The organism is Verrucosispora sp. WMMC514 (assembly GCF_027497295.1).
Taxonomy (GTDB): Bacteria; Actinomycetota; Actinomycetes; order Mycobacteriales; family Micromonosporaceae; genus Micromonospora; species Micromonospora palythoicola.
In genome coordinates this window covers 5,599,608-5,622,497 of the sequence record NZ_CP114906.1, presented here as the reverse complement: position 1 = coordinate 5,622,497, position 22,890 = coordinate 5,599,608, and the positions used below count along the sequence as shown (strand labels likewise).

The window sequence follows — 22,890 nt, the reverse complement described above, 5'->3', positions numbered from 1 at the left end:
CCGGGCACCACCCACGGGTCGTGTCCGACGGCCTCGGCCGTCGTCCTGGACCACCCATACATCCACCATCATCGCTTGAGCATGTTATCGATAACATGCTAGCTTCGGGCAAGGAGCAACGGGCACGCTCCTGTTCGAGGCCACCGGCCACCGGGCCGAGGCGGTCACCCCGCCGACCCCCGCCCGGCGGCCTGTCCGGGCCGCACCCGCGAGACGCCGCGCGCTGTCAATCCGCGCGGAAGGGCACGCCTCGACGGATCTTCGCGCACCTCGGAGAACGGCCGCCGTCATCGGCGACCGGCACACCTCGACTCACCGCGCAATCCGTGCGATCCGCGTTCGGGTCGACTCACCGCGCCCGTTTTCGGGAGATCCGGGCCCGGGTTCACGGCAGTCGACAGCCGATTCGCGGCGGCACGCCGAACCACCACCATCGAAAGGGCACGTCGATGAGAACCAGAACCACCGCAGGCAGGGGCGTGGGCGTCCGGCCGCGTACCGTGCTGATGTCCGTCGCGGCCGGTGCCGCGCTGCTCGTCTCCACCGCGCTGGTCGCGCCCTCCGCACACGCCGCCGCCAGCACCCTCGGCGCGGCGGCGGCACAGAGCGGCCGCTACTTCGGCGCCGCCACCAACTCGTTCCAGCTCTCCAACTCCGCCTACGCCACGATCCTCAATCGCGAGTTCAACTCGATCGTGGCCGAGAACGAGATGAAGTGGTACGCCAACGAACCCCAGCAGAACGTCTTCAACTTCAGCGCCGGTGACCGCCTCGTCGCACACGCCCGGGCCAACGGGATGTCCGTACGTGGTCACACCCTGCTCTGGCACGCGCAACAGCCCGGCTGGGCGCAGAACCTGTCCGGCACCGCGCTGCGCAACGCGGCGATCAACCACGTCACGCGGGTGGCCACCCACTACCGGGGACAGATCCATTCGTGGGACGTGGTGAACGAGGCGTTCGCCGACGGCGGCAGTGGCGCACGGCGGGACTCGAACCTGCAACGCACCGGCAACGACTGGATCGAGGCGGCCTTCCGCGCCGCCCGCGCCGCCGACCCCGGCGCCAAACTCTGCTACAACGACTACAACACCGACGGCATCAACGCGAAGTCGACCGGCATCTACAACATGGTGCGCGACTTCAAACAGCGCGGCGTACCCATCGACTGCGTCGGCTTCCAGTCCCACCTCGGCACCACCCTCGCCGGCGACTACCAGGCCAACCTGCAACGCTTCGCCGACCTCGGCGTGGACGTGCAGATCACCGAGCTGGACGTCGCCCAGGGCGCCAACCAGGCGAGCATCTACGAACGGGTCACCCGGGCCTGCCTGGCCGTGACGCGCTGCACCGGTATCACGGTCTGGGGAGTCTGGGACGCCGCCTCGTGGCGAGATGACAACCCGCTGCTGTTCGACGGCAACGGGAACAAGAAGCCCGCGTACACCTCGGTGCTCAACGCGCTGAACAGCGTCAGCGGACCGAACCCGACCACCGCGCCACCGACCACCACCGCACCCCCGCCGGGCGGCGGTGGCTGCTCGGCGTCGGTGTCGCTGAACTCCTGGAACGGCGGCTTCGTGGCCACCGTCCGGGTCACCGCCGGCAGTGCCGCGATCCGCGGCTGGACCGTACGGATCACGCTGCCCGGCGGGGCGGCGGTCACCGGCACCTGGAACGCGCAGGCCAGCGGCAGCACCGGGACGGTGGATTTCGCCAACGTCAGCTACAACGGCCAGGTCGGCGCGGGCGGTAGCACCGAGTTCGGCTTCCAGGGCACCGGCGTCGGCCCATCCGCCACCCCCACCTGCACCGCCACCTGACCACTCCCCCACCCACCCACCCCACCCCGGCCCCACCCCGGCCCCACCCACCGGTTGATCAAGAAGTTCTGGTCGCGTCCAGCACGAAATCCGACGCAAACCTCTTGATCACCGCGCCGAGGGGCCGGGCGGTGGGGTGGGTGGGTGGGTGGGGTGGGTGGGGTGGGGTCAGCGGCGGGGAGGTGGGCCTACGCTTCGGCGGGCCACCAGGGTCGGGGCGATGGTCCGGCGCAGGGCACCGCCGCTCACCGACTCGATCTGGGTGAGCAGCATCTCCAGGCTCGCCCGGGCCACCGCGCCGAAATCCGGGCGCACGGTGGTCAGCGGCGGAATGAAGTAGGCGGCCTCGGGCACGTCGTCGAAGCCGACCACGCTGATGTCGTCCGGCACTCGGCGGCCGTGCTCGTGCAGGGCGCGCAGCACTCCGAGGGCCAGGTGGTCGTTGGCGGTGAAGACGGCGGTGACGTCGGGCATTCGGGCCAGCATCTGCCCACACCGGTAGCCGGCCGCCGCGGACCAGTCCGCCGGCACCAGCGGCGGGATCTCCGCCCCGGCCGAGGTCAGGGCCTCCCGCCACCCCTCGATGCGGCCGGCGCTGTCGAACCAGTCCGACGGGCCGGAAACGTGCCAGACCGTACGGTGGCCGGCGTCGAGCAGGTGCTGGGTGGCGGCCCGGGCGCCGGCGGCCTGGTCCACGGTCACCAGCGGCATCGGTCGGTGCGGATCACCGTCCACGGTCACCAGCGGCACGTCCTTGGGTAGGCGCTCCAGCGCCTCGCCCGCCGACTCCACCGGCGCGATCACCACGATACCGGCGACCCGGTGCGCCAGATGCCGCTCGACCACCGCGGAAATCGACCGATGGTCGAGGTCACGCACGCTACCCACACTGACCGCGAAACCGGACTCGGCGGCCGCCTGCTCCAGCGCGGCCAGTAGCGAGGCCGGACCGTAGAGGGTGGTGTTCTGCGCGACCACGCCGATCACCTGGGATCGGCCGGTGACCAGCGCACGGGCCGCCCGGTTCGGCCGGTAGCCGAGCTCGGCGATGGCCGCCTGGACGCGCAGCCGGGTCTGCTCCCGCACGTTCGGGTGCCCGTTGAGCACGCGTGAGACCGTCTGGTGGGAAACACCGGCGAGGCGGGCCACGTCCGTCATCGCAGGATCGCGTACGGCCATCTCACACTCCCCGCAATCCAGTCATCGCCGCAGCCCGTCGGCGATGACTGGCACGGCTCAGGTACAAAGATCCCCTCGCGCGGTGCCCACGCCGGCCGTGCCGTCCGGGTGGAGAGCGCTAGATCACGCACAGTCTAGCGCCAGCAGCCGCCCCGGTGACCGCCGGGCCGACCGCAGCTTCCGGCAGGGCCACCTGTTAGCGGTCACACGCGTTACTTCTCTGTCGGGTCGGCTGCGCGTGTCAACACTTCGGTGAGGCTGCACGAGCGGCAACGGACAATTTACAGGCATAGATGATAGCGATAACATTCCTGTCATCGGAACGGCACCTGCCGACACGGCGCGGCGGGAGCCGTGCGGGGCCCGGGACGGCGTGACGACCGGCGACATCCGGGCCTGGCACATCGGCGTCCCGGAGGACTGCACGCGTACGTGGGCGGCGTACGCCGGATGCGCGCGGAGTTCCACCCGGCCGCCCCCGCCGCACGCCGCCACGCCGGCGGCCGCACCGACCACCACACCGACACAAGGAGGAATCCAACGTGCGTAGCGCGAGAAGGTGGCTGACCGCCGCCCTCGGCATCCTGACGGTGACGCTCGCCGCGAGCTTCGCCGACGGGGTCGTCTCCCCCAGGCCGGCGCAGGCGCTGAACAACGGCGTCGCCCGCACCCCGCCGATGGGCTGGAACACCTGGAACACGTTCGGCTGCAACATCAACGAGACCCTCATCCGCCAGATGGCCGACTCGATCGTCAACCACGGTCTGCGCGACCTCGGGTACAAGTACGTCGTCGTCGACGACTGCTGGTTCAACCCGGACCGGGACGCGCAGGGCAACCTCCAGGCCCACCCGCAGCGATTCCCCAGCGGCATGAAGGCCCTCGGCGATTACCTGCACTCCCGCGGCCTGCTGTTCGGCATCTACCAGGGCCCCCTGGACCAGACCTGCGCCCAGTACTTCGACTCCTTCCCCGGCTCCACCGGCAGCCTCGGACACGAGTACCAGGACGCCCGGCAGTTCGCCGCGTGGGGCGTGGACTACCTCAAGTACGACTGGTGCTCCCCCACCGGCACCATCAACGACCAGGTGGCGCGGTTCAGCATCATGCGCGACGCGCTGGCGGCCACCGGCCGGCCGATCGTCTACAGCATCAACTCGAACAGCATCCACGAGAAGACCGGGCCACAACGCAACTGGAGCGACGTGGCGAACCTCTGGCGGACCACCGAGGACATCACCAACACCTGGGACAGCGGTCAGACCAACGGCTACCCGATGGGCATTCAGAACATCGTCAACGTGAACGTGCCGCTGGCCGGTTACGCCGCGCCGGGCGGATTCAACGACCCGGACATGCTGGAGGTCGGCAACGGCGGCATGAACGACACCGAGATGCGCAGCCACTTCGCGCTGTGGGCGATGATGGCGGCGCCGTTGATGATGGGCAACGACCTGCGCTCGGCGAGCGCCGCGACGCTCGACATCCTGCGCAACCAGCACCTGATCGCGATCAACCAGGACACCCTGGGGTTGCAGGCCGTGCAGGTCTCGCACGACGGCACCCGGCGGATCCTGGCCAAGCGACTGGCCAACGGTGACGTCGCGGTCGCCCTGTTCAACCAGGGCAACTCCACCACGACCATCTCCACCACCGCGGCGGCGATCGGCAAGACCGGCAGCTCGTTCACCTTGCAGAACGCGTGGACCGGCGGCACCTCGACGACCACCGGTGCCATCTCCGCGAGCGTGCCGGCGCACGGCACGGTGGTGTACCGGGTCAGCGGTGGCGGCACCACCAACCCGCCGGTCCCGAGCACCTTCCGGCTGCGCAGCGAATCGGCCGGGCGCTGCCTCGATCTCGACAACTCCAACACCGCCAACGGCACCGGAACCCTGATCTGGGACTGCCACGGCAACCCCAACCAGCAGATCACCCAGAACGGCCAGACGTTGCGGATCCTCGGCAAGTGCCTGGACGTGCCGACGAACGCGACGAACGGCACCCGGGTGCAGGTCTGGGACTGCAACGGCGGCACCAACCAGCAGTGGACGTTCAACGGCAACGGCACGGTGAGCAACGGCCGCTTCCCCTCGCTGTGTCTGGACGTCAACGGCGCCGGTACGGCCAACGGAACCGCGGTCATCCTCTGGTCCTGCCACGGCAACACCAACCAGCGGTGGAGTCGGGCATGAGCACCACGGCGCTCCGGCGCTTCGTCGCCGTGCTCGCGAGCGTGGCCTGCACGATCGCCCTGCTACCCGGCCTCGCGCGGGCCGACAACCCGATCGTCCAGCACATCTACACCGCCGACCCGGCACCGATGGTGCACGACGGTCGGGTCTACCTCTACACCGGACACGACGAGGACGGCTCCACCTACTTCACCATGCGTGACTGGCGGGTCTTCTCCTCGGCCGACATGGTGAACTGGACCGACCACGGCACGCCGATGAGCCTGGCCACCTTCGCCTGGGCGGACGCCAACGCCTGGGCCGGGCACGTCATCGCCCGCAACGGGAAGTTCTACTGGTACGTGCCGGTCCGGCAACGCTCGAACGGGCAGATGGTCATCGGGGTCGGGGTCGCGGACAGCCCGACCGGGCCGTTCCGGGACGCACTCGGCCGTCCACTGGTCGGCAACGGCGAGATCGATCCGCACGCGTTCATCGACGACAACGGTCAGGCGTACCTGTACTGGGGCAACCCGAACCTGTGGTACGTGCGGCTCAACCCCGACATGATCTCGTTCTCCGGCGGTCCGACCCAGATCCCGCTCACCACGGCGGGCTTCGGCACCCGGACCGGAAACGCCAGCCGGCCCACCCTCTACGAGGAGGGGCCGTGGGTCTACAAGCGCAACGGGCTCTACTACAACGTGTTCGCGGCGGAGTGCTGCTCGGAGTTCATCGGCTACTCGACGGCACCCGGCCCGACCGGTCCGTGGACGTACCGGGGAACGGTGATGCCCCGGCAGGGCTCCAGCTTCACCAACCACCCCGGCGTGATCGACTTCGCCGGTGGGTCGTACTTCTTCTACCACAACGGTGCGCTGCCCGGCGGTGGCGGGTACACCCGGTCGGTCGCGGTGGAGAAGTTCACCTACGGCTCCAACGGAACCATCCCCACCATGAACATGACCACCGCCGGGGCACCCCAGGTCGGCACGTTGAACCCGTACGTGCGCCAGGAGGCGGAGACGATCGCCTGGGGTTCCGGCATCGAGACCGAGCCGGCCAGCGAGGGTGGCATGAACGTCGGCTGGATCGACAACGGCGACTACATCAAGGTCAAGGGGGTCGCCTTCGGCACCGGAGCGACCACCTTCTCCGCGCGGGTCGCCTCGGCCACCAGCGGTGGCCGCATCGAGGTACGGCTGGACAGCGCCAGCGGCCCGCTCGTCGGCACCTGCACGGTGGCCGGCACCGGCGGATGGCAGACCTGGACCACCACCAGTTGCGGGGTGAGCGGCGCCACCGGTACGCGCGATCTCTACCTGCGTTTCGCCGGCGGCAGCGGCAGCCTGTTCAACGTCAACTGGTGGCAGTTCGCCGGGGGTGGCAGCGCCCCGACGGCCTACCGGATCGTCAACCGCAACAGCGGGCAGGTCGTCGACGTCCAGCAGCCGAACCTCGACAACCTCGCGGTGATCGGTCAGTGGAGCAGCAACGGCAACGCCTGGCAGCAATGGCGCTTCCTCGACGCCGGCAACGGCAACGTACGGCTGCAGAGCGTGCACAGCGACAAGTGCGTCGACGTACGCGACGTCTCCACCGCCGACGGTGCGCAGATCATCCAGTACACCTGCCACGACGGCCTGAACCAGGTCTTCACCTGGCGATCGACCGGCGACGGCTACCACCAGCTGGTCAACGTCAACAGCAACAAGTGCCTGAACGTGGTCGGCGGCTCCACCGCTGCCGGTGCCGCCCTGGAGCAGCGTACGTGCGGCTCCGCGGCCAGCATGCAGTGGTCCCGCGCCGCCTGAGCCACAGGTAGCCGAGAACGGACGGGTGCCGGGTGGGGATGTTCCCCACCCGGCACCCGCATGTCCCCCGGCTGCCGGCGGCGGCAATCGCCGGACCGGAGGAGGGGCCTGCCGCTCGCTCGGCGGGCGGGCGGCAGGGCCCCGGTCTCTGTGGGTGTCGACCGGTCCGGCACCGGTACGGCGCCGGACCGGTCAACCGTCACCTCACGGCGTGGCCAACTCGAAGCGGCGCACCGTCACCGATCCACCCAGCGCCTGGGTGGCGTAGTTGAAGATGGCGAACCGGTAACCCATGAAGAACGTCCAGTTGTTGTTCAGCGTCAACGCGTTGCCCAGCGGGACGAAGTTGACCCCGTCGGTGCTGTACGAGAAACGCGCCTGCCGACCGGAGCCGGGCCGGATGTCGGCGTTGGCCCGCAGCCAGATCCGTCCGCCGGAGACCGCGGCGCTGGCGATCTCGCTGCCGGTGCTGCTGGTGTCCCAGTTGCTGTTCATGTTCAGCCCGTTGGTCATGACCACCCGGGTGGCACCGTTGTCCCGTCGGACGCCGATCCACGCCGAGACGTCGCGCAGCATGGCCAGGCCGGCGCGATCACCGTCGCGCATCGTCGAGTAGTCGATCTCGACCGTGCCGGTCGAGGTCGGCCCCTGGATGCGGTGGGTGACCGTGTTGCGTGCGCGGTAGAGGTCGTTGGTCACGGTGGCGGTCTGCAGCCGAAGCCCGTTGTTCACCGACCACCGGCTGTTGTCGGGGTTGTGGTTCCACTCGTACTGCGGACCGAGGGTGGTGCCGGCGAACGTGTCGACGCCGGTGAGCGGCTTGACCGGGCGCAGCGGCAGCGGGTTCGGGTAGTTGACCCCCCAGGCGCCGTTGACCGTCTGCACCTGCGGCCAACCGTCCGCGGTCCAGGTGATCGGCGCGAGGGTCGGCATCCGGCCGCCCGGGTACGCGTCGGTGAAGGCCATGTAGTACCAGGAACCGTTCGGCAACTGCACCAACCCGCCCTGGTGCGGCACTCCGCCGCCGGAGATCGGACCCCGCATGTCGAGCAGCACCTGGCGCTGCTCGTACGGGCCGAACGGGCCGTTGGTGGACTTGAGCACGTACTGGCCGTTGGCCGGGCGGGTCAGCCAGATGTAGTACGCGCCGTTGCGCTTGTAGAAGCGTGCGCCCTCCAGGGTGCCGATGCTCGACGGGGTCTGGTAGACCTGCTGGGCCCGGACCTGGCTGCGGCCGTCGGCGGAGAGCTGCGCGACGCTGATGGTGCCGTTGCCGTACGCGACGTACATGGTGTCGTTGTCGTCGATGAGCATCCCCGCGTCGTAGTAGCACTGCGGCAGGGTGGCGTGCCGGCTCCAGGTGCCGTCGACGGCCGTGGCGGTGTAGATGTGGGTCTGGGCGAAGTTGATGCACCCGGCCCAGTAGTAGGTCTGGTTGCTCGGCCGGTAGTTCAGCGTGGAGGCCCAGATGCCCTCCACATACGCCTGCTGCCCGGCGGGTAGGTCGTACTTGGTGCCGAAGTCCAGCCGGGGGACCGAGTGTCCGGCGAACTCCCAGTTCACCAGGTCGTACGAGCGCAGGATCGGGGCACCGGGCGAGTAGTGCATGGTGGACGCGGTCATGTAGTACACCTCGCCGACCCGGATCACCTCTACGTCGGCGAAGTCCTGCCAGACGACGGGGTTGGTGAAGCTGCCGCCGGGGGGCGGGTCGGTGGGGGTGCCGCCGTTGCCGACCTGGACCAGTTGCCACTGCTGGTTGGCACCGCCCCAGTCGTCGTACTGCACGATGTTGCCGCCGTCGGCGGTCGAGGCGTTCTGCACCTCCATCACCTTGTTGGAGTTGCGGTTGATCAGACGCACGTAGCCGCCGGCCGAGTCGGCCAGCCGGAACTGCTGGTTAGTGCCGTTGTGGTCGCTCCACTGCACGATCGACGCGCCGTTCGCGGTGGAGAAGTTGTAGACGTCGAGCACCTTGCCCGAGTGCCGCGACTTGAGCCGGTAGTAGCCGCCGCCGGAGTCGACGAACTGCCACTGCTGATGGTTTCCGTCGTTACGCGACCACTGGGTGATCCGGGCCCCGTCGTTGGTGGCCAGGTTGTAGACGTCGAGCGCCTTGCCGCTGTTGCGGTTGACGAGTACGTACCACGCGTTGGTGTCCACCGTGGCCGCGACCGCGGGCGACGGCGCCACCGCGGCGAGGGAGCCGCCCACCACCAGCGCCACCAGGATGGCCGCCGCGCGTGACAGCCAGCCGCGCCGGCCCGGCAGGGTCCGTGGGACCTCACCAATGGCAATCATGATTCTCCTTCAGGATGCGAGCAGAACGAACAGGGCGGTCCGGCTGCGGCCTACGCCGTCGCCGCCGCGGTGCCCTCTGTGATCGCTAACATGACCGCTCTGCCCAAGGGAGAGATCAGGTGACCATCAGTTGTGCAGCGACATGACACGTCCCGGACGGCCACAGATATCGTCCGCCTTCACTATTGACTGTGAGCGATAACACGGCCTTCGTCAAGACGTAACGTCCCGGACTCGCGCGCCGTTCGCGGGAGCTGCTCGCGGTCCCCGGCCGACGGGGTGGCACATCGGCCGGGGACGCCTGCCACGCGCGGGCGCGGGCAGCCGCCGGCATGGCGGACGGGCCACGGTGGGCGGTCCGCCACGCCGGCGTCGGAGGGCGTCAGAAACCCCGGGCGAGCCGGTAGTACGCCTGATTCCAGCGCAGCTCGTCGGCAAACCGCCGGGGATCGGTGTCGGCGTCGATGACGACGAGTTCGGTACGGCTCATCTCGGCCAGGTCGTGCAGCTCCTCGACGCCCACCGCCTGGGACAGCACGGTGTGGTGGGGGGCGCCGGCGGTGATCCACGCCTCGGCGGAGCCGGGCAGGTGCGGCCGCGGCCGCCAGACCGCCCGGGCGACCGGCAACCGGCGCAGTGGCTGCGGCGGAGACACCACGTCGACCTCGTTCGCGACCAGCCGGAAACGCTCCCCCATGTCCGCCAGGCCGAGCACGACCGCAGGCCCCGGCGCGGCGTCGAAGACCAGCCGGACCGGATCCTCGCGACCGCCGATGCTCAGCGGATGGATCTCCACGTTCGGCACGTCACCGGCGATCGACGGGCACACCTCGAGCATGTGGGCGCCGAGCACCAGTTCCTCACCCGGGGTGAGGTCGTAGGTGTAGTCCTCCATGAACGAGGTGCCACCCTCGGTGCCGACCGCCATCGCCTTGAGGGTGTGCACCAGCACCGAGGTCTTCCAGTCCCCCTCACCGCCGAAGCCGTAGCCGTCGGCCATGAGGCGCTGCACCGCGATGCCGGGCAGCTGACGCAGGCCGCCCAGGTCCTCGAAGTTGGTGGTGAAGGCGCGGAAGCCACCGGCGTCCAGGAAGGTACGCAGGCCCAGTTCCAGCCGGGCGGCGTACCGCAGCGAGTCGTGCCGCTCACCGCCCGGCCGCAGCTCGGCGGCCATTCGGAAGGTGTCGTCGTACTCCTTGACCAGATCGTCGATCTGCGCCTCGGCCACCTCGTCGACCACCCGCACCAGGTCGTTGACCCCGTACGTGTTCACCGAGACGCCGAAACGCAGCTCCGCCTCGACCTTGTCGCCCTCGGTGACGGCCACGTCGCGCATGTTGTCGCCGAATCGCGCCAGCCGCAGCGAGCGCATGGCCGACCAGCCGATCGCCGCCCGGGTCCAGGCGCCGACGCGGGAGACCACGCGAGGATCGGAGACGTGCCCGGCGACCGTCTTGCGGGCCACCCCGAGCCGGGTCTGGATGTACCCGAACTCCCGGTCGCCGTGCGCGGCCTGGTTGAGGTTCATGAAGTCCATGTCGATCTCGTCCCACGGCAGTAGGACGTTGGCCTGGGTGTGCAGGTGCAACAGCGGCGTCTGCAACGCGTCCAGGCCCGAGATCCACATCTTCGCCGGCGAGAAGGTGTGCATCCAGGCGATCACCCCGACCGCCCCCTGCGTCGCGGCATCCCGGCAGGTCCGCAGGATGTCGGCGCTGGTGGTCAGGACCGGCTTCCAGACCACCCGGGCGGGAATGTGCGGCGATTCGTCGAGCAGAGCGGCGATCTGACGGGACTGGTCGGCCACCTGCCGGAGCGTGTCCTCGCCGTACATTGCCTGGCTTCCGGTGAGGAACCAGACCTCAGGTTCAGGGTGTGTTGCCATGGGAGTTGCCTTCCGCGAGAGGGGCGGTCACTTGTAGCGGATGCCGATGAGGCGCTGGAGCAGGATGAACGCGAAGAGCAGGCCTCCGATCACGATCTTGGTCCACCAGGAGTTGAGGCTGCCGTCGAAGGTGATCAGGGTCTGGATCACGCCGAGTACCAGCACACCGAGCACCGTGCCGAAGATGTACCCCGAGCCACCGGTGAGCACCGTGCCACCGATGACCACGGCCGCGATCACGTCGAGTTCCATTCCGATGGCGATCAGCGGGGCGCCGGAAAGCGTGTAGAAGGACAGCAGGATCCCACCGATCGCCGCGCACAGGCCGCTGATCGTGTAGACGGCGATCCGGGTCCGGCCTACCGGCAGCCCCATCAGCAGCGCCGACTGCGGGTTGCCGCCGATCGCGTAGACGTTGCGCCCCAGTCGCGTGTACGCCAGCACGTACGCGGCGATCAGCACCACCGCGAACGCGACAAGCACGCTGATCGAGACGAAGTTGCCCCGTGGATCGCCGATCCGGTACTGCGACATCGTGGTCCAGAACCCGTCGGTGATCGGAATCGACGCGTCGCTGATGAACGTGCACATGCCCCGGGCGAAGAACATCCCGGCCAGCGTGACGATGAAGGGTTGGATGTCGAAGAAGTGGATCGCGCAGCCCATCAGGAACCCGAGCGTCGGCCCGATCAGCAGGGCGATCACCAGCACCGGCAGCGCGGGCAGGCCGGACTGGAGCAACCACGCCGAGACCATCGCGGTCATCGCCGCCACCGAACCGACCGACAGGTCGATGCCGCCGGTGAGGATCACGAAGGTCATCCCGACGGCGATGACGAGCAGGAAACCGTTATCGATGAAGACGTTGAAGACCACCTGGACGTTGGAGAACGCCCGGTACTGGGACACCCCGATGCCGTACATCACCAGCAGCAGGGTCAATGTCGCCAGCACCGGCATGTGCCGCCGGGGCAGCTTGGCCCAACTCGGAGCGGAGATCGGAAGACTGGTCATGCCGATACTCCGCTGCGCTCCGTGCCGCCATGAGGCACCAACACCCTGCACTGACGATTCGCTCGCTGACGCTCACTCATGCCGGCACCTGCTCCTTCTGCCGCTGCGGCGACGACTGGGGCGGCGGTGGTGTCCCGGCCCGTCGGCGGCGGAACTTCGCCCGGAAGGCCGGTGCCTGGATGAGGCAGACGGCGATGACGACGACCGCTTTGAACAGCAGCGCGGTCTGGGGTGAGATGTTCATGGCGTACACCGTGGTGGTGAGGGTCTGGATGATCAGGGCACCGAGGATCGTGCCGCCGAGGTAGAACCGACCGCCGGCCAGCGAGGTGCCGCCGATGACGACGGCAAGGATCGCGTCCAGCTCCACCCACAGGCCGGTGTTGTTGCCGTCGGCGCTGGAGACGTTGGCGGTCATCATGAACCCGGCGATCGCGGCGCAGGCGGCGCTCACCACGTAGACGAGGAAGACGACCCGACCGGACCGGATGCCCGCCAGCCGGCTGGCCTCCCGGTTGCCGCCCACCGACTCGACGATCATGCCGAGCGCGGTGCGCCGGGTGAACGCCGCGACCAGCAGGGCCGCGGCCAACGCGATGAAGATCGCCAGGGGCAGGGTCAACAGGTGTCCCAGCCCGATCGCCCGGTACGGACCGGAGTTGATGGTGATGATCTGACCCTCGGCGATCAGCTGTGCGAGGCCCCGTCCGGCCACCATCAGGATGAGCGTGGCGATGATCGGCTGGATGCCGATGACGGAGACCAGGACCCCGTTCCAGGCGCCGAGCGCCAGCGCGACCCCGAGCGCCATCGCGAGCGCGGTCAGCACGGTGACGAGGTTGTCCTGATCCGGTGCCCGGCTGATGTAGAGGCAGGCGATGGCTCCGCTGATCGCGCACACCGAGCCGACCGACAGGTCGATACCGCCGGTGGAGATGACCAGGGTCATGCCCAGTGCGACCAGGATCAGCGGTGCGCTCAACCGCAGGATGTCGATCGGGGTGCCGTACAGGTGACCGTTGTTTAGCTCGACGGCCAGGAACCCCGGACGGTAGACGGTGTTGGCCGCCAACATGACCACGAGCACGGCGACCGGCCAGAACAGCCGGTGGCCGAGCAGGGTACGGAAGCGGTTCCCGGCGTCGCTCATCGGCTCGCCTCCTCACGCTCGGTTCCGCTGGCGATGGTCTGCATGACGCGGTCGGCGTCCACAGTGTCGTCGTTGTCGAGCTGCGCGACCAGTTGTCGGTCACGCATCACGACGATCCGGTGACTCAGCCGCAGTACCTCCTCCAGCTCGGCGGAGATGAACAGCACCGCCATGCCGCCGTCGGAGAGCTGTACCACGAGCTTCTGGATCTCGGCCTTCGCGCCGATGTCGATGCCCCGGGTCGGCTCGTCCAGGATGAGCAGCCGCGGCTCGGTGATCAGCCAGCGGGCCAGCAGGACCTTCTGCTGGTTGCCGCCGGAGAGGTTGCGCACCGGCATCTCCGGGTTGGCCGGACGGATGCTCAACGCCTTGATGTACCGGTCGACCAGTTCGTCCTGCCGACGACGGGGAATCGGACGCAACCAGCCCCGGGCGGCCTGCATGGCCAGGATCATGTTCTCCCGTACCGACAGGTCGGCGATGATGCCCTCCGCCCGGCGGTTCTCCGAGCAGAAGCCGATGCCCTGTTCGATCGCCTGCACCGGGTTGCGCAGGCCGGTCCGGGCGCCGTCCACCCGCACCTCGCCACGATCGGCCCGATCCGCGCCGAACAACAGCCGCGCCACCTCGGTACGCCCGGAGCCGAGCAGTCCGGCCAGGCCGACCACCTCACCGGCGTGGATGGTCAGACTGAACGGAGCGACCGCACCCCGGCGGCCGAGCTTCGACACCTGGACCAACGGGGCACCGCCCTCGGTCGCCGTCACCGTCTGCCGGGGGTGTTCCTCCATGAGTTCGAGGACGTCGAGTTCCTTGCCGATCATCTTCTCCACCAGCGCCAACTGTGGCAGCTCGGCGATCGGGTACTCCCCCACCAGCGCGCCGTTCCGCAGCACGGTGATCCGGTCGGCGATGCCGTAGACCTGATCGAGGAAGTGGGTCACGAAGAGGATGGCGATGCCCTCGTCCCGCAGCTGCCGCATGATCCGGAACAGCTGCGCGACCTCACCGGCGTCCAGACTGGACGTCGGTTCGTCCAGGATCAGTACCCGGGCCTGCACGTCGATCGCCCGGGCGATCGCGACCATCTGCTGCACGGCCAGGGAGAAACTCGCCACCGGCGCGGTGACGTCGATGTCGAGGTCCAGCCGGGCCAACAGCTGGCGGGCCCGCCGCCGCACCTCGCCCCAGTGGACAGCACCGAAGCGGCGCGGCTCCCGGCCGATGAAGATGTTCTCCGCCACGGACAGGTTGGGGCAGAGGTTGACCTCCTGGTAGACCGTGCTGACCCCGGCGGCGGCGGCCTGCATCGGTCCGGTGAAGGCCACCTGCTCGCCGTCGAGGGTGACGGTGCCCTCGTCGATGCCGTACACGCCGGTCAACACCTTGATCAAGGTGGACTTGCCAGCGCCGTTCTCGCCCATCAGGGCGTGCACCTCGCCGGGAAGGAGCCGGAAGTCGACGTTGTGGAGTGCGCGCACCCCGGGAAAGGACTTGCTGATCCCGGTCATTGTCAGGACCGGACGACTATCCGTCATCCCATCGATCCTCTTCTACTTTTCATCGATGCGGAAGGGCCAGTTGTACCGGCACGCCGCCCGGCCGGCCGGCGGGCCGGTCGGGCGGCGTGGCACGGGACGTCGGGCCGGCCGCCCAGTCCGTCGGGAATGGGCGACGCGGCGGGGCCGCCACGTCGGTGCGGCGGCCCCGTGCGTCATCAGTACTTGCGGTTGGGCAGGGCCTCCTTGGCCTGCTCCTGGGTGAAGGTGGTCTCCTCGGTCTCGATCCGCGGCGGCACCTCCTCACCGGCGTGCACCTTCTTGGCCAGGTCCATCAGCTGTGGGCCGAGCAGCGGGCTGCACTCCGCGATGAAGTTGAACTTGCCGTCGGCCAGGGCCTGCATGCCGTCCTTGACCGCGTCGATGGTGATGATGGTGATGTCCTTGCCCGGCTCCTTGCCCGCCGCGGTGATCGCCTCCAGCGCACCCAGACCCATGTCGTCGTTGTGCGCGAAGAGCACGTCGATCTTCGGGTGAGCCTTCAGGAACTGCTCCATGACCTGCTTGCCACCCGCGCGGGTGAAGTCGCCGGACTGGGAAGCGATGACCTTCAGCTTGGGGTCGGCCGCGATCGCCTCGGCGAAGCCCTTCTTCCGGTCGTTGGCCGGGGCGGAGCCGGTGGTGCCCTGCAACTCGACGATGTTCACGTCGCCGGTCGCGTCCTTCTTGTTCTCCACCAGCCACTCGCCGGAGAGCCGGCCCTCCTTGACGAAGTCCGAGCCGAGGAAGGTCTTGTAGAGCGACTTGTCGGCGGAGTCCACGGCGCGGTCGGTCAGGATGACCGGGATGCCGGCGTCCTTGGCCTCCTTGAGCACCGTGTCCCAGCCCGACTCCACCACCGGCGAGAAGGCGATCACGTCGACCTTCTGCTGGATGTAGTTACGGATGGCCTTGATCTGGTTTTCCTGCTTCTGCTGCGCGTCGTCGAACTTCAGTTCGATGCCGGCCTCGGCCGCCGCCTCCTTGATGGAGTTGGTGTTGGCCGTACGCCAGCCGCTCTCCGCGCCGACCTGGGAGAAGCCCAGGACGAGCTTGTCGTCGCCGCCGCCGTCGTTGCCGCCGCCGGTGTCGCTGTTGCCGCAGGCCGCCACGCCGCCGGCGAGCAGCACGGCGGCGACGACCGCGATGGCGCGCCGACGCGCCATGGGCATTCGCATGTTCCTCATCGGATCTCCTCGGGTGGGGGTGCGGTTGTCCACGCCGGCCGCGGAGGTGCACGAGCAGCCAGCGCTGGTGGTGCGGAATCTGTGTGTCAGGTGGTGCCAGGCGACCCGGATCACCGGGTCGGTCAGGAATTCGCCGGAGGCGATGAACGTTGGCCGTAGACGTTCTGGTAGCGGTCGTAGAGGGCGTCGATGTCGGCCTGCGCCATCGGCACCGGTTGCCCGAGCGCACGCGTCAGGTGCGCGGTTCGGGCGACGTCCTCACACATCACCGCGGCCTTGACCGCGGCCCGGGCGGTACGCCCGATGGTGAAGACGCCGTGGTTGCGCATGAGCACCGCGGGCGAGCGGTGCCCGGTGAGGGTGCTGACGATCCCCTTGCCGATGTCGTCGCCGCCGATCAGGGCGAACGGGCCCACCGGGATCTCCCCGCCGAACTCGTCAGCCTGCGCGGTGAGGTGGCACGGGATCGACTCGCCCCGCGCCGCCCAGGCGGTGGCGTACGTGCTGTGGGTGTGCACGACGCCGCCCACCTCGGGCATGGCGCGGTAGACATAGGCGTGCGCCGCGGTGTCGCTCGACGGCGACAGCTCCCCCTCGACCGGCATGCCGTCGAGGTCGCAGAGCACCATGTTGTCGGCGGACAGGTCGTCGTAGTCGACACCGCTCGGCTTGATCACCATGAGGTCGTGACCGGGGACCCGGGCGGAGACGTTGCCGGCCGTCCAGGCGACCAGGCCGTACCGCGTCAGTTCCCCGTGCAGCCGGGCCACGCTCTCGCGCAACTCGCTGATCTGTCGGCTCAACTCGACGTTCACGCGAACACCTCCTGCGGCGACGACGCCGACTCGACTGCCGCGTTGCGGATCGCCCGCAGCCGCAGCATCACGTCGTTGGCGCCGCGACCGAAGTGGTCGTGCAGCGCCCGGTACTCGGCGTAGAGCGCGTCGTAGGCGCGCACCCGGTCCGGATCCGGCCGGTAGACCGCCGCCGCGATCCGACCCATCGCCCGCGACGCCTCGTGGATCGAGGGATGGGCGCCGGCGGCCACGGCGGCGTGGATCGCCGAGCCGAGCGCGGGCCCCTGCGCCGAGCCGATGATCCCCAGTGGCCGGTTCGTGACGTCGGCGTAGATCTGCATCAGCAGCTCGTTCGAGGTGAGGCCACCGGCGATCACCAGGTCGTCGACCGGCACACCGGCCTCGACGAACGCCTCGATGATCATCCTGGTGCCGTACGCCGTCGCCTCCAGCAGGGCCCGGTAGACGTCCTCCGGGCGGGTCGCCAGGGTCAGCCCGACGATCAGCCCGCTGAGGTCGTGGTTGACCAGCAGCGACCGGTTGCCGTTCCACCAGTCCAGCGCGACCAGACCGTGCGCGCCGACGGGCTGCGCGGCGGCCAGCTCGGTGAGTCGCTCGTGCGAGTCGACGCCGGCCGGGGCGGCGTGCTTGACGAACCAGCCGAAGATGTCGCCGACACCGCTCTGCCCGGCCTCGTAGCCCCACGCACCGGAGCTGATGCCACCGTCGACCACCCCGCACATCCCGGCCACCTCCGCGGGGTGGGTGCCGTTGACCACGTGGCAGGTCGACGTTCCCATGATCGCCACCAGCCGGCCCGGGTCGAGCGCCTGGGCGGCGGCCGCGGTCACGTGCGCGTCGACGTTGCCGACCGCGACGGCGATCCCCTCCGGCAGCCCGGTCCAGGCCGCGGCGCGAGCGGTGAGCCCGCCGGCCCGCTCGGCGAGCGGCAGCAACGGGCCGTCCAGTTTGGCCACGAAGTCACCGAAACCGGGGTTGAGCGCGGTGAGGTAGTCCGCCGACGGGTAGCTGCCGTCCTGGCGGATGCCCTTGTAGCCGGCGGTGCAGACGTTGCGGGTCTCGACGCCGCACAACTGCCAGACGATCCAGTCCGCCGCCTCGATGAACCGCTCCGCCCGGTGGTAGACCTCCGGATCCTCCTCCAGGATCTGCAGGCCCTTGGCGAACTGCCACTCCGCCGAGATCTTGCCGCCGTAGCGACCGATCCAGGGCTCGCGACGCTCGTGGGCCAGGGCGTTGATCCGGTCGGCGTGCGGCTGGGCGGCGTGGTGCTTCCAGAGCTTCACCCAGGCGTGCGGTCGCTGCCGCAGCTCCGGCACCTCGCACAACGGCGTGCCGTCGGCCAGCGTCGGCAGCACGGTGCAGGCGGTGAAGTCGATGCCGATGCCCACCACGTCGACCGGGTCGACCCCGGCCGCGGCCACGGCCGCCGGCACCGCGTGGCGCAGCACCTCGCGGTAGTCCTCCGGATCCTGCAACGCCCAGTCCGGCGGCAGCGGCGTACCTCCGTCCGGCAGCGCGGAGCTGATCACCGCGTTGCGGTACTCGTTCACCGCGGTTCCCAGCTCGGCACCGTCGCGGACGCGGACCACCAGAGCCCGCCCCGACAGGGTGCCGTAGTCGACGCCGACGACGTACTTGTCGCCCGCTGCCACACCGCTCATCTTCACCTCCGGCCGATGACGGACCTCAGTGTTAACGCTCACATCCGATGTCGTCAAGACACCTCCCGGCAACAGCTCCGTAACGGACTGCATGGTCGCAGGCCCACCCCCCGGTCGGCTACCCCGCTGCCACCGCATCGACCGCGATTCCGGTGCCGACCGCCCGTGCGCTCGTCTCCGGGCACCCCCGCGAACCCTTCGCCGGCCGGGCCCCGACGGTCGACGGCACCGCTTCGGTGAACACCGCCAGCGGATCGTCGAGCAACCGGGCGAAACCGAGCTCCGCCGCGCCGACCAGGGTGGCGTCGTCGCCGAGGGCCGCGGTACGCAGCCGTACCGTCTCCCGGGCCACCGGCAGCACGTGACGAGCGATGCGGGCGCGCACCTGCGCGGCGGCCCCCGGATAGAGGTCGCACAGCATCCCGCCGAAGACCACCATGCCGGGATTGAACAGGTTGACGAGGTTCGCCACCCCGATGCCGAGCCAGTCGCCGATCCGGCGCAGCGCCTCCCGCGCCGCCGGATCGCCACGGTCGGCATCGTCGGCCACCGTCCGGACGGCGTCGCGCCCGAACAACTCGGCGGGCCGACCGGCGGCGTCGAGCAGCGCCCGCTCCCCGACCTCCGCCTCCAGGCAACCGGACGAGCCACAACCGCAGGGCCGTCCGTCGTACGGATTGACCACCATGTGCCCCAACTCGCAGCCGTAGCCGCTGTCGCCACCCAGCAGCCGCCCACCGACGACGATGCCGCCACCGACGCCCACGTCGCCGTGCAGGTACACGAGATCGTCGAGGCCGACACCCGCACCACGCTGCTGCTCCGCCTGGGCTCCGAGGTGGGCCTCGTTGCCCACCGCCACCGGCAGGCCGAGTTCGAGCCGGCGGCCGAGTTCGTCGCCGAACGCCTGGTCGACCCAGCCGAGGTCGGGCCCGTACCGCACCATCCCGTCGCCCGGCCGGATCATGCCGCAGTACGACGCGCCGACGCCGACGCAGCGGGCGTCGGGCGGTGCCGCCCGGTGCAGTTGCCGCCCGAAGCGGGCGAGGACCGCTACCACGTCGTGCAGGTCCGGCCCGGCGCGCGGACGCACCGCCTCCCGCCGGTCCAGGATCATCCCGCCGAGTCCGACCCGGGCGGCGACCAACCGGTCCACGGCGACGTCGAAGGCCAGGACGTAGCAGCGCTCGGCGGCCGGTCGCACCACCAGGGACGGGCGCCCGGCACGGCCGGTGTCCACCGGCGACCGCTCGTCGACGAGACCGGCTCGGCTCAGCTCGGTGGTCAGCGCCATGATGGTGCTGCGGTTCAGGCCCATCCGTTCGCCCAGCTCGACCCGGGACAGCGGGCCACGCAGATGCACCTGCCGCAACAGCGTGCCGGCGTTGCGCCGGCGGATCTCCTCCTGGACCAATCCGACCTCCGCAAGGTCAGCTCCGGGCGACGCGGAGCTGACCCGACGAAGTGTTTCCGCGCGGTGAGTCGACGTCAAGCGTCGATACCAGCCCCGGCGCCGACGCCTCGCTCAGCGGCTGGCACCGGCGCGGCGCTTGTTGTAGACGTCGAAGGCCACGGCGACCAGCAGCACGAGGCCCTTGACCACCGACTGCAACGACTGGTCCACCCCCATGAGCTGCATCCCGTTGCTCATCACCGCCATGATGAGCCCGCCCACCATGGCGCCGACGACGGTACCGACGCCACCGGTGACCGCCGCACCGCCGATGAACGCCGCCGCGATCGCGTCGAGTTCGAACATGTTGCCCGCCGCGGGCTGCGCCCCGTTGGAACGGGAGGAGAAGATGATGCCGGCCACCGCGGACAGGAAGCCCATGTTCACGAAGATCCAGAAGTTCACGGTGCGCACCTTGACCCCGGACAGCATCGCCGCGGACAGATTGCCACCGATCGCGTAGACCTGCCGGCCGAAGACCGTACGCCGGGTGAGCAGCCCGTAGACGAGCACCAGGGCGGCCAGGATGATCAGCACGATCGGCAGGCCACGCGCGTGGGCCAGTTGCCAGGCGAACCACATGACCACGGCACCGACCAGCGCCATCCGCGCGACGAACAACGCGAAGGACTCGACGGGCTGCTGGTAGCGGACGCGGGCCGCCCGGGTGCGGAAGCAACTGACCACGTAGCCGGCCACCGCGATGCCACCGATGAGCAGGGTGAAGGCGTCGTAGCCGTCCCCACCGATGAGTCCGTTGAGGAATCCGGCCGCGATCCGGTTGTACTCGGCCGGGAACGGCGACAGCGAGATGTTGTCCAGCACCCGCAGGGTGAGGCCACGGAACAGCAGCATGCCGGCGAGGGTCACGATGAAGGCCGGGATGCCGACGTAGGCCACCCAGAAGCCGTGCCAGGCGCCGACCGCGATCCCGACCACCAGGGCGGCCAGCACACCGACCCACCACGGTTGTCCCTGCCGGATGACGACCACGGCGGAGACCGCGCCGGTCAGCGCCACCACCGAGCCGACCGAGAGGTCGATGTGCCCGCCGATGATCACGATGACCATGCCGATGGCGAGCACCAGGATGTAGGAGTACTGCAGCACGATGTTGGTGATGTTGCCCGGGCTCAGCGACAGACCGTCGGTCAGGAACGCGAACAGGGCGACGATGACGACGAGGGCGACGAAGATGCCGCTCTGCCGCAGGTTGTTCATGATCAGCGAACGTGGGTCGCTGGTGCCGACGTGCAGTGCGGCGGCGGAAGCGCTCTCGGCCGACTTCCGGTCGGTCGAGGTGGGCTTGGTGCTGGTCATCCGACGCTTTCCTTGTCCTTCGCCATGAGTTCCATGAGCTTTTCCTGGGTCGCCTCGGCGACCGGCACCTCGCCGGTGATGCGCCCGGCCGACAGCGTGTAGATGCGGTCACACATGCCGAGCAGCTCCGGCAGTTCCGACGAGATCATGATGACGGCCTTGCCGTCGGCCACCAACCGGTTGATGATCGTGTAGATCTCGAACTTCGCCCCGACGTCGATCCCCCGGGTCGGCTCGTCCAGGATCAGCACCTCCGGGTCGGTGAACAGCCACTTCGACAGCACGACCTTCTGCTGGTTGCCGCCGGAGAGCTTGCCCACGACCGACATCACGCTCGGCGCCTTGATGTTCATGTCGCGCCGACTGGACTCGGCGACCTTGATCTCCTCGTTGTCGTTCACCCAGCCGAGCCGGGCGAGCCGGCGCAGCCCGGCGGCCGAGACGTTGCGCCGGATGTCCTCGATGAGGTTCAGGCCGAAGCGCTTGCGGTCTTCCGTCGCGTACGCGATGCCGTTGCGGATGGCCTCCGCGACGGTGCGCGCCCTGACCTCCCGACCGTGCACGAACAGTCGACCGGTGATGTCCCGACCGTACGAGCGCCCGAAGACACTCATCGCCAGTTCCGTCCGACCGGCGCCCATCAGGCCGGCGATGCCGACGACCTCGCCGGCGCGCACGTTGAGGTTCGCGCCGTCGACGACCAGCCGGTCCTGGGCCGGGTGGCGCACCGACCAGTCCTCGATGCGCAACACCTCCTCCCCCGGCGTGGAGACCCGGTCGGGGTAGAAGCTGTCGATGTCGCGGCCGACCATCCCCCGGATGATCCGTTCCTGGGTCACCTCGCCGGAGGTCATCTCGAGCCGCTCCACCGTCCGCCCGTCCCGCAGCACGGTGGTGGAGTCGGCGATCGAGGTGATCTCGTTGAGCTTGTGCGAGATCATGATGCAGGTGATGCCCTCGTCGCGCAGGCGGCGCATCAGGTCGAGCAGGTGGGCCGAGTCGATGTCGTTGAGGGCGGCGGTCGGCTCGTCGAGGATGAGCAGCCGCACCTTCTTGGAGATGGCCTTGGCGATCTCGACCAGCTGCTGCTTGCCGACGCCGAGTTGCACCACCGGCGTCATCGGATTCTCGGCCAGCCCCACCGAGGCGAGCAGTTTCGCCGCCTCGGCGTTGGTGCGGTTCCAGTCGATCAGCCCGCCGGGCCCGCGCTGCTCGTTGCCGAGGAAGATGTTCTCGGCGATCGACAGGTACGGCACCAGGGCGAGTTCCTGGTGGATGATGACGATGCCTCGGTGCTCGCTGTCCCGGATGCTCTTGAAGTGCACCGGTTCGCCGTCGAGGAGGATCTCGCCGTCGTAGCTGCCCGAGGGGTAGACCCCGGAGAGCACCTTCATCAGGGTGGACTTGCCGGCGCCGTTCTCGCCGCAGATGGCGTGGATCTCCCCACGGCGTACGGCGAGGGTGACGTCCTGGAGCGCCGCCACGCCCGGGAAGGTCTTGGTGATGCGACGCATCTCGAGGATGTTGTCGTCCGTGCCCACCATCCTGAGCCTCCAGATCGTCGTGGGTG

Annotated in this window: 15 protein-coding genes; 3 read left to right on the top strand and 12 right to left on the bottom strand. The window is 69.3% G+C overall.

The window, feature by feature from the left end:
* Positions 1 to 449: 449 nt before the first annotated feature.
* Positions 450 to 1,823 carry an endo-1,4-beta-xylanase gene (locus O7597_RS26080; protein ID WP_281581022.1) on the top strand — a complete coding sequence of 458 codons (1,374 nt, stop codon included), beginning with the start codon at positions 450 to 452 and terminating at the stop codon, positions 1,821 to 1,823.
* A 168-nt stretch (positions 1,824 to 1,991) separates the two neighbouring features.
* On the opposite strand, the gene O7597_RS26075 is transcribed toward O7597_RS26080, so the two are convergent.
* Complete coding sequence (locus tag O7597_RS26075) at positions 1,992 to 2,981, bottom strand: LacI family DNA-binding transcriptional regulator (RefSeq protein WP_269742740.1); 990 nt, start codon at positions 2,979 to 2,981, stop codon at positions 1,992 to 1,994.
* 698 nt (positions 2,982 to 3,679) lie between these two features.
* On the opposite strand from O7597_RS26075, the gene O7597_RS26070 reads away from it, so the two are divergent.
* Positions 3,680 to 5,197 carry a ricin-type beta-trefoil lectin domain protein gene (locus tag O7597_RS26070; protein WP_281583325.1) on the top strand — a complete coding sequence of 506 codons (1,518 nt, stop codon included), beginning with the start codon at positions 3,680 to 3,682 and terminating at the stop codon, positions 5,195 to 5,197.
* Positions 5,194 to 6,990, top strand: a complete 1,797-nt coding sequence (locus tag O7597_RS26065; protein ID WP_281581021.1) for a family 43 glycosylhydrolase — start codon at positions 5,194 to 5,196, stop codon at positions 6,988 to 6,990. The genes O7597_RS26070 and O7597_RS26065 overlap by 4 nt, the downstream gene beginning before the upstream one ends.
* 204 nt (positions 6,991 to 7,194) lie before the next feature.
* On the opposite strand, the gene O7597_RS26060 is transcribed toward O7597_RS26065, so the two are convergent.
* The 11 genes from O7597_RS26060 to mmsA all read right to left on the bottom strand — a co-directional run bounded on the left by O7597_RS26060 (position 7,195) and on the right by mmsA (position 22,864).
* Positions 7,195 to 9,291 carry an RICIN domain-containing protein gene (locus tag O7597_RS26060; protein WP_281581020.1) on the bottom strand — a complete coding sequence of 699 codons (2,097 nt, stop codon included), beginning with the start codon at positions 9,289 to 9,291 and terminating at the stop codon, positions 7,195 to 7,197.
* Between the two features lie 382 nt (positions 9,292 to 9,673).
* Complete coding sequence (gene araA / locus O7597_RS26055; RefSeq protein WP_269741323.1) at positions 9,674 to 11,176, bottom strand: L-arabinose isomerase; 1,503 nt, start codon at positions 11,174 to 11,176, stop codon at positions 9,674 to 9,676.
* 27 nt (positions 11,177 to 11,203) lie between these two features.
* Positions 11,204 to 12,190 carry a galactofuranose ABC transporter, permease protein YjfF gene (gene yjfF, locus O7597_RS26050; protein ID WP_164447105.1) on the bottom strand — a complete coding sequence of 329 codons (987 nt, stop codon included), beginning with the start codon at positions 12,188 to 12,190 and terminating at the stop codon, positions 11,204 to 11,206.
* A gap of 76 nt (positions 12,191 to 12,266) precedes the next feature.
* A complete protein-coding gene (locus O7597_RS26045; protein ID WP_281581019.1) occupies positions 12,267 to 13,340 on the bottom strand; it encodes an ABC transporter permease in 1,074 nt (357 codons plus the stop codon).
* On the bottom strand, positions 13,337 to 14,878 hold the full coding sequence (locus O7597_RS26040; RefSeq protein ID WP_281581018.1) for a sugar ABC transporter ATP-binding protein: 1,542 nt from the start codon (positions 14,876 to 14,878) through the stop codon (positions 13,337 to 13,339). Before O7597_RS26040 ends, O7597_RS26045 begins: the two co-directional genes overlap by 4 nt.
* Positions 14,879 to 15,057: 179 nt before the next feature.
* Positions 15,058 to 16,056 (bottom strand): ABC transporter substrate-binding protein, encoded by a 999-nt coding sequence (locus O7597_RS26035; protein ID WP_269742738.1) that lies wholly within the window; start codon positions 16,054 to 16,056, stop codon positions 15,058 to 15,060.
* A 131-nt stretch (positions 16,057 to 16,187) separates the two neighbouring features.
* Complete coding sequence (locus O7597_RS26030; protein WP_281581017.1) at positions 16,188 to 16,880, bottom strand: L-ribulose-5-phosphate 4-epimerase; 693 nt, start codon at positions 16,878 to 16,880, stop codon at positions 16,188 to 16,190.
* Positions 16,877 to 18,547 (bottom strand): ribulokinase, encoded by a 1,671-nt coding sequence (araB, locus tag O7597_RS26025; RefSeq protein ID WP_281581016.1) that lies wholly within the window; start codon positions 18,545 to 18,547, stop codon positions 16,877 to 16,879. The genes O7597_RS26030 and araB overlap by 4 nt, the downstream gene beginning before the upstream one ends.
* 118 nt (positions 18,548 to 18,665) lie before the next feature.
* The gene (locus O7597_RS26020; protein ID WP_281581015.1) at positions 18,666 to 19,961 is read right to left on the bottom strand and encodes an ROK family transcriptional regulator; all 1,296 of its coding nucleotides are present in this window, start codon (positions 19,959 to 19,961) and stop codon (positions 18,666 to 18,668) included.
* A gap of 111 nt (positions 19,962 to 20,072) precedes the next feature.
* Positions 20,073 to 21,320: a multiple monosaccharide ABC transporter permease gene (gene mmsB / locus O7597_RS26015; RefSeq protein ID WP_269741316.1), complete on the bottom strand. Its 1,248-nt coding sequence runs from the start codon at positions 21,318 to 21,320 to the stop codon at positions 20,073 to 20,075.
* Positions 21,317 to 22,864 (bottom strand): multiple monosaccharide ABC transporter ATP-binding protein, encoded by a 1,548-nt coding sequence (mmsA, locus tag O7597_RS26010; protein WP_281581014.1) that lies wholly within the window; start codon positions 22,862 to 22,864, stop codon positions 21,317 to 21,319. Before mmsA ends, mmsB begins: the two co-directional genes overlap by 4 nt.
* Positions 22,865 to 22,890: the final 26 nt, after the last annotated feature.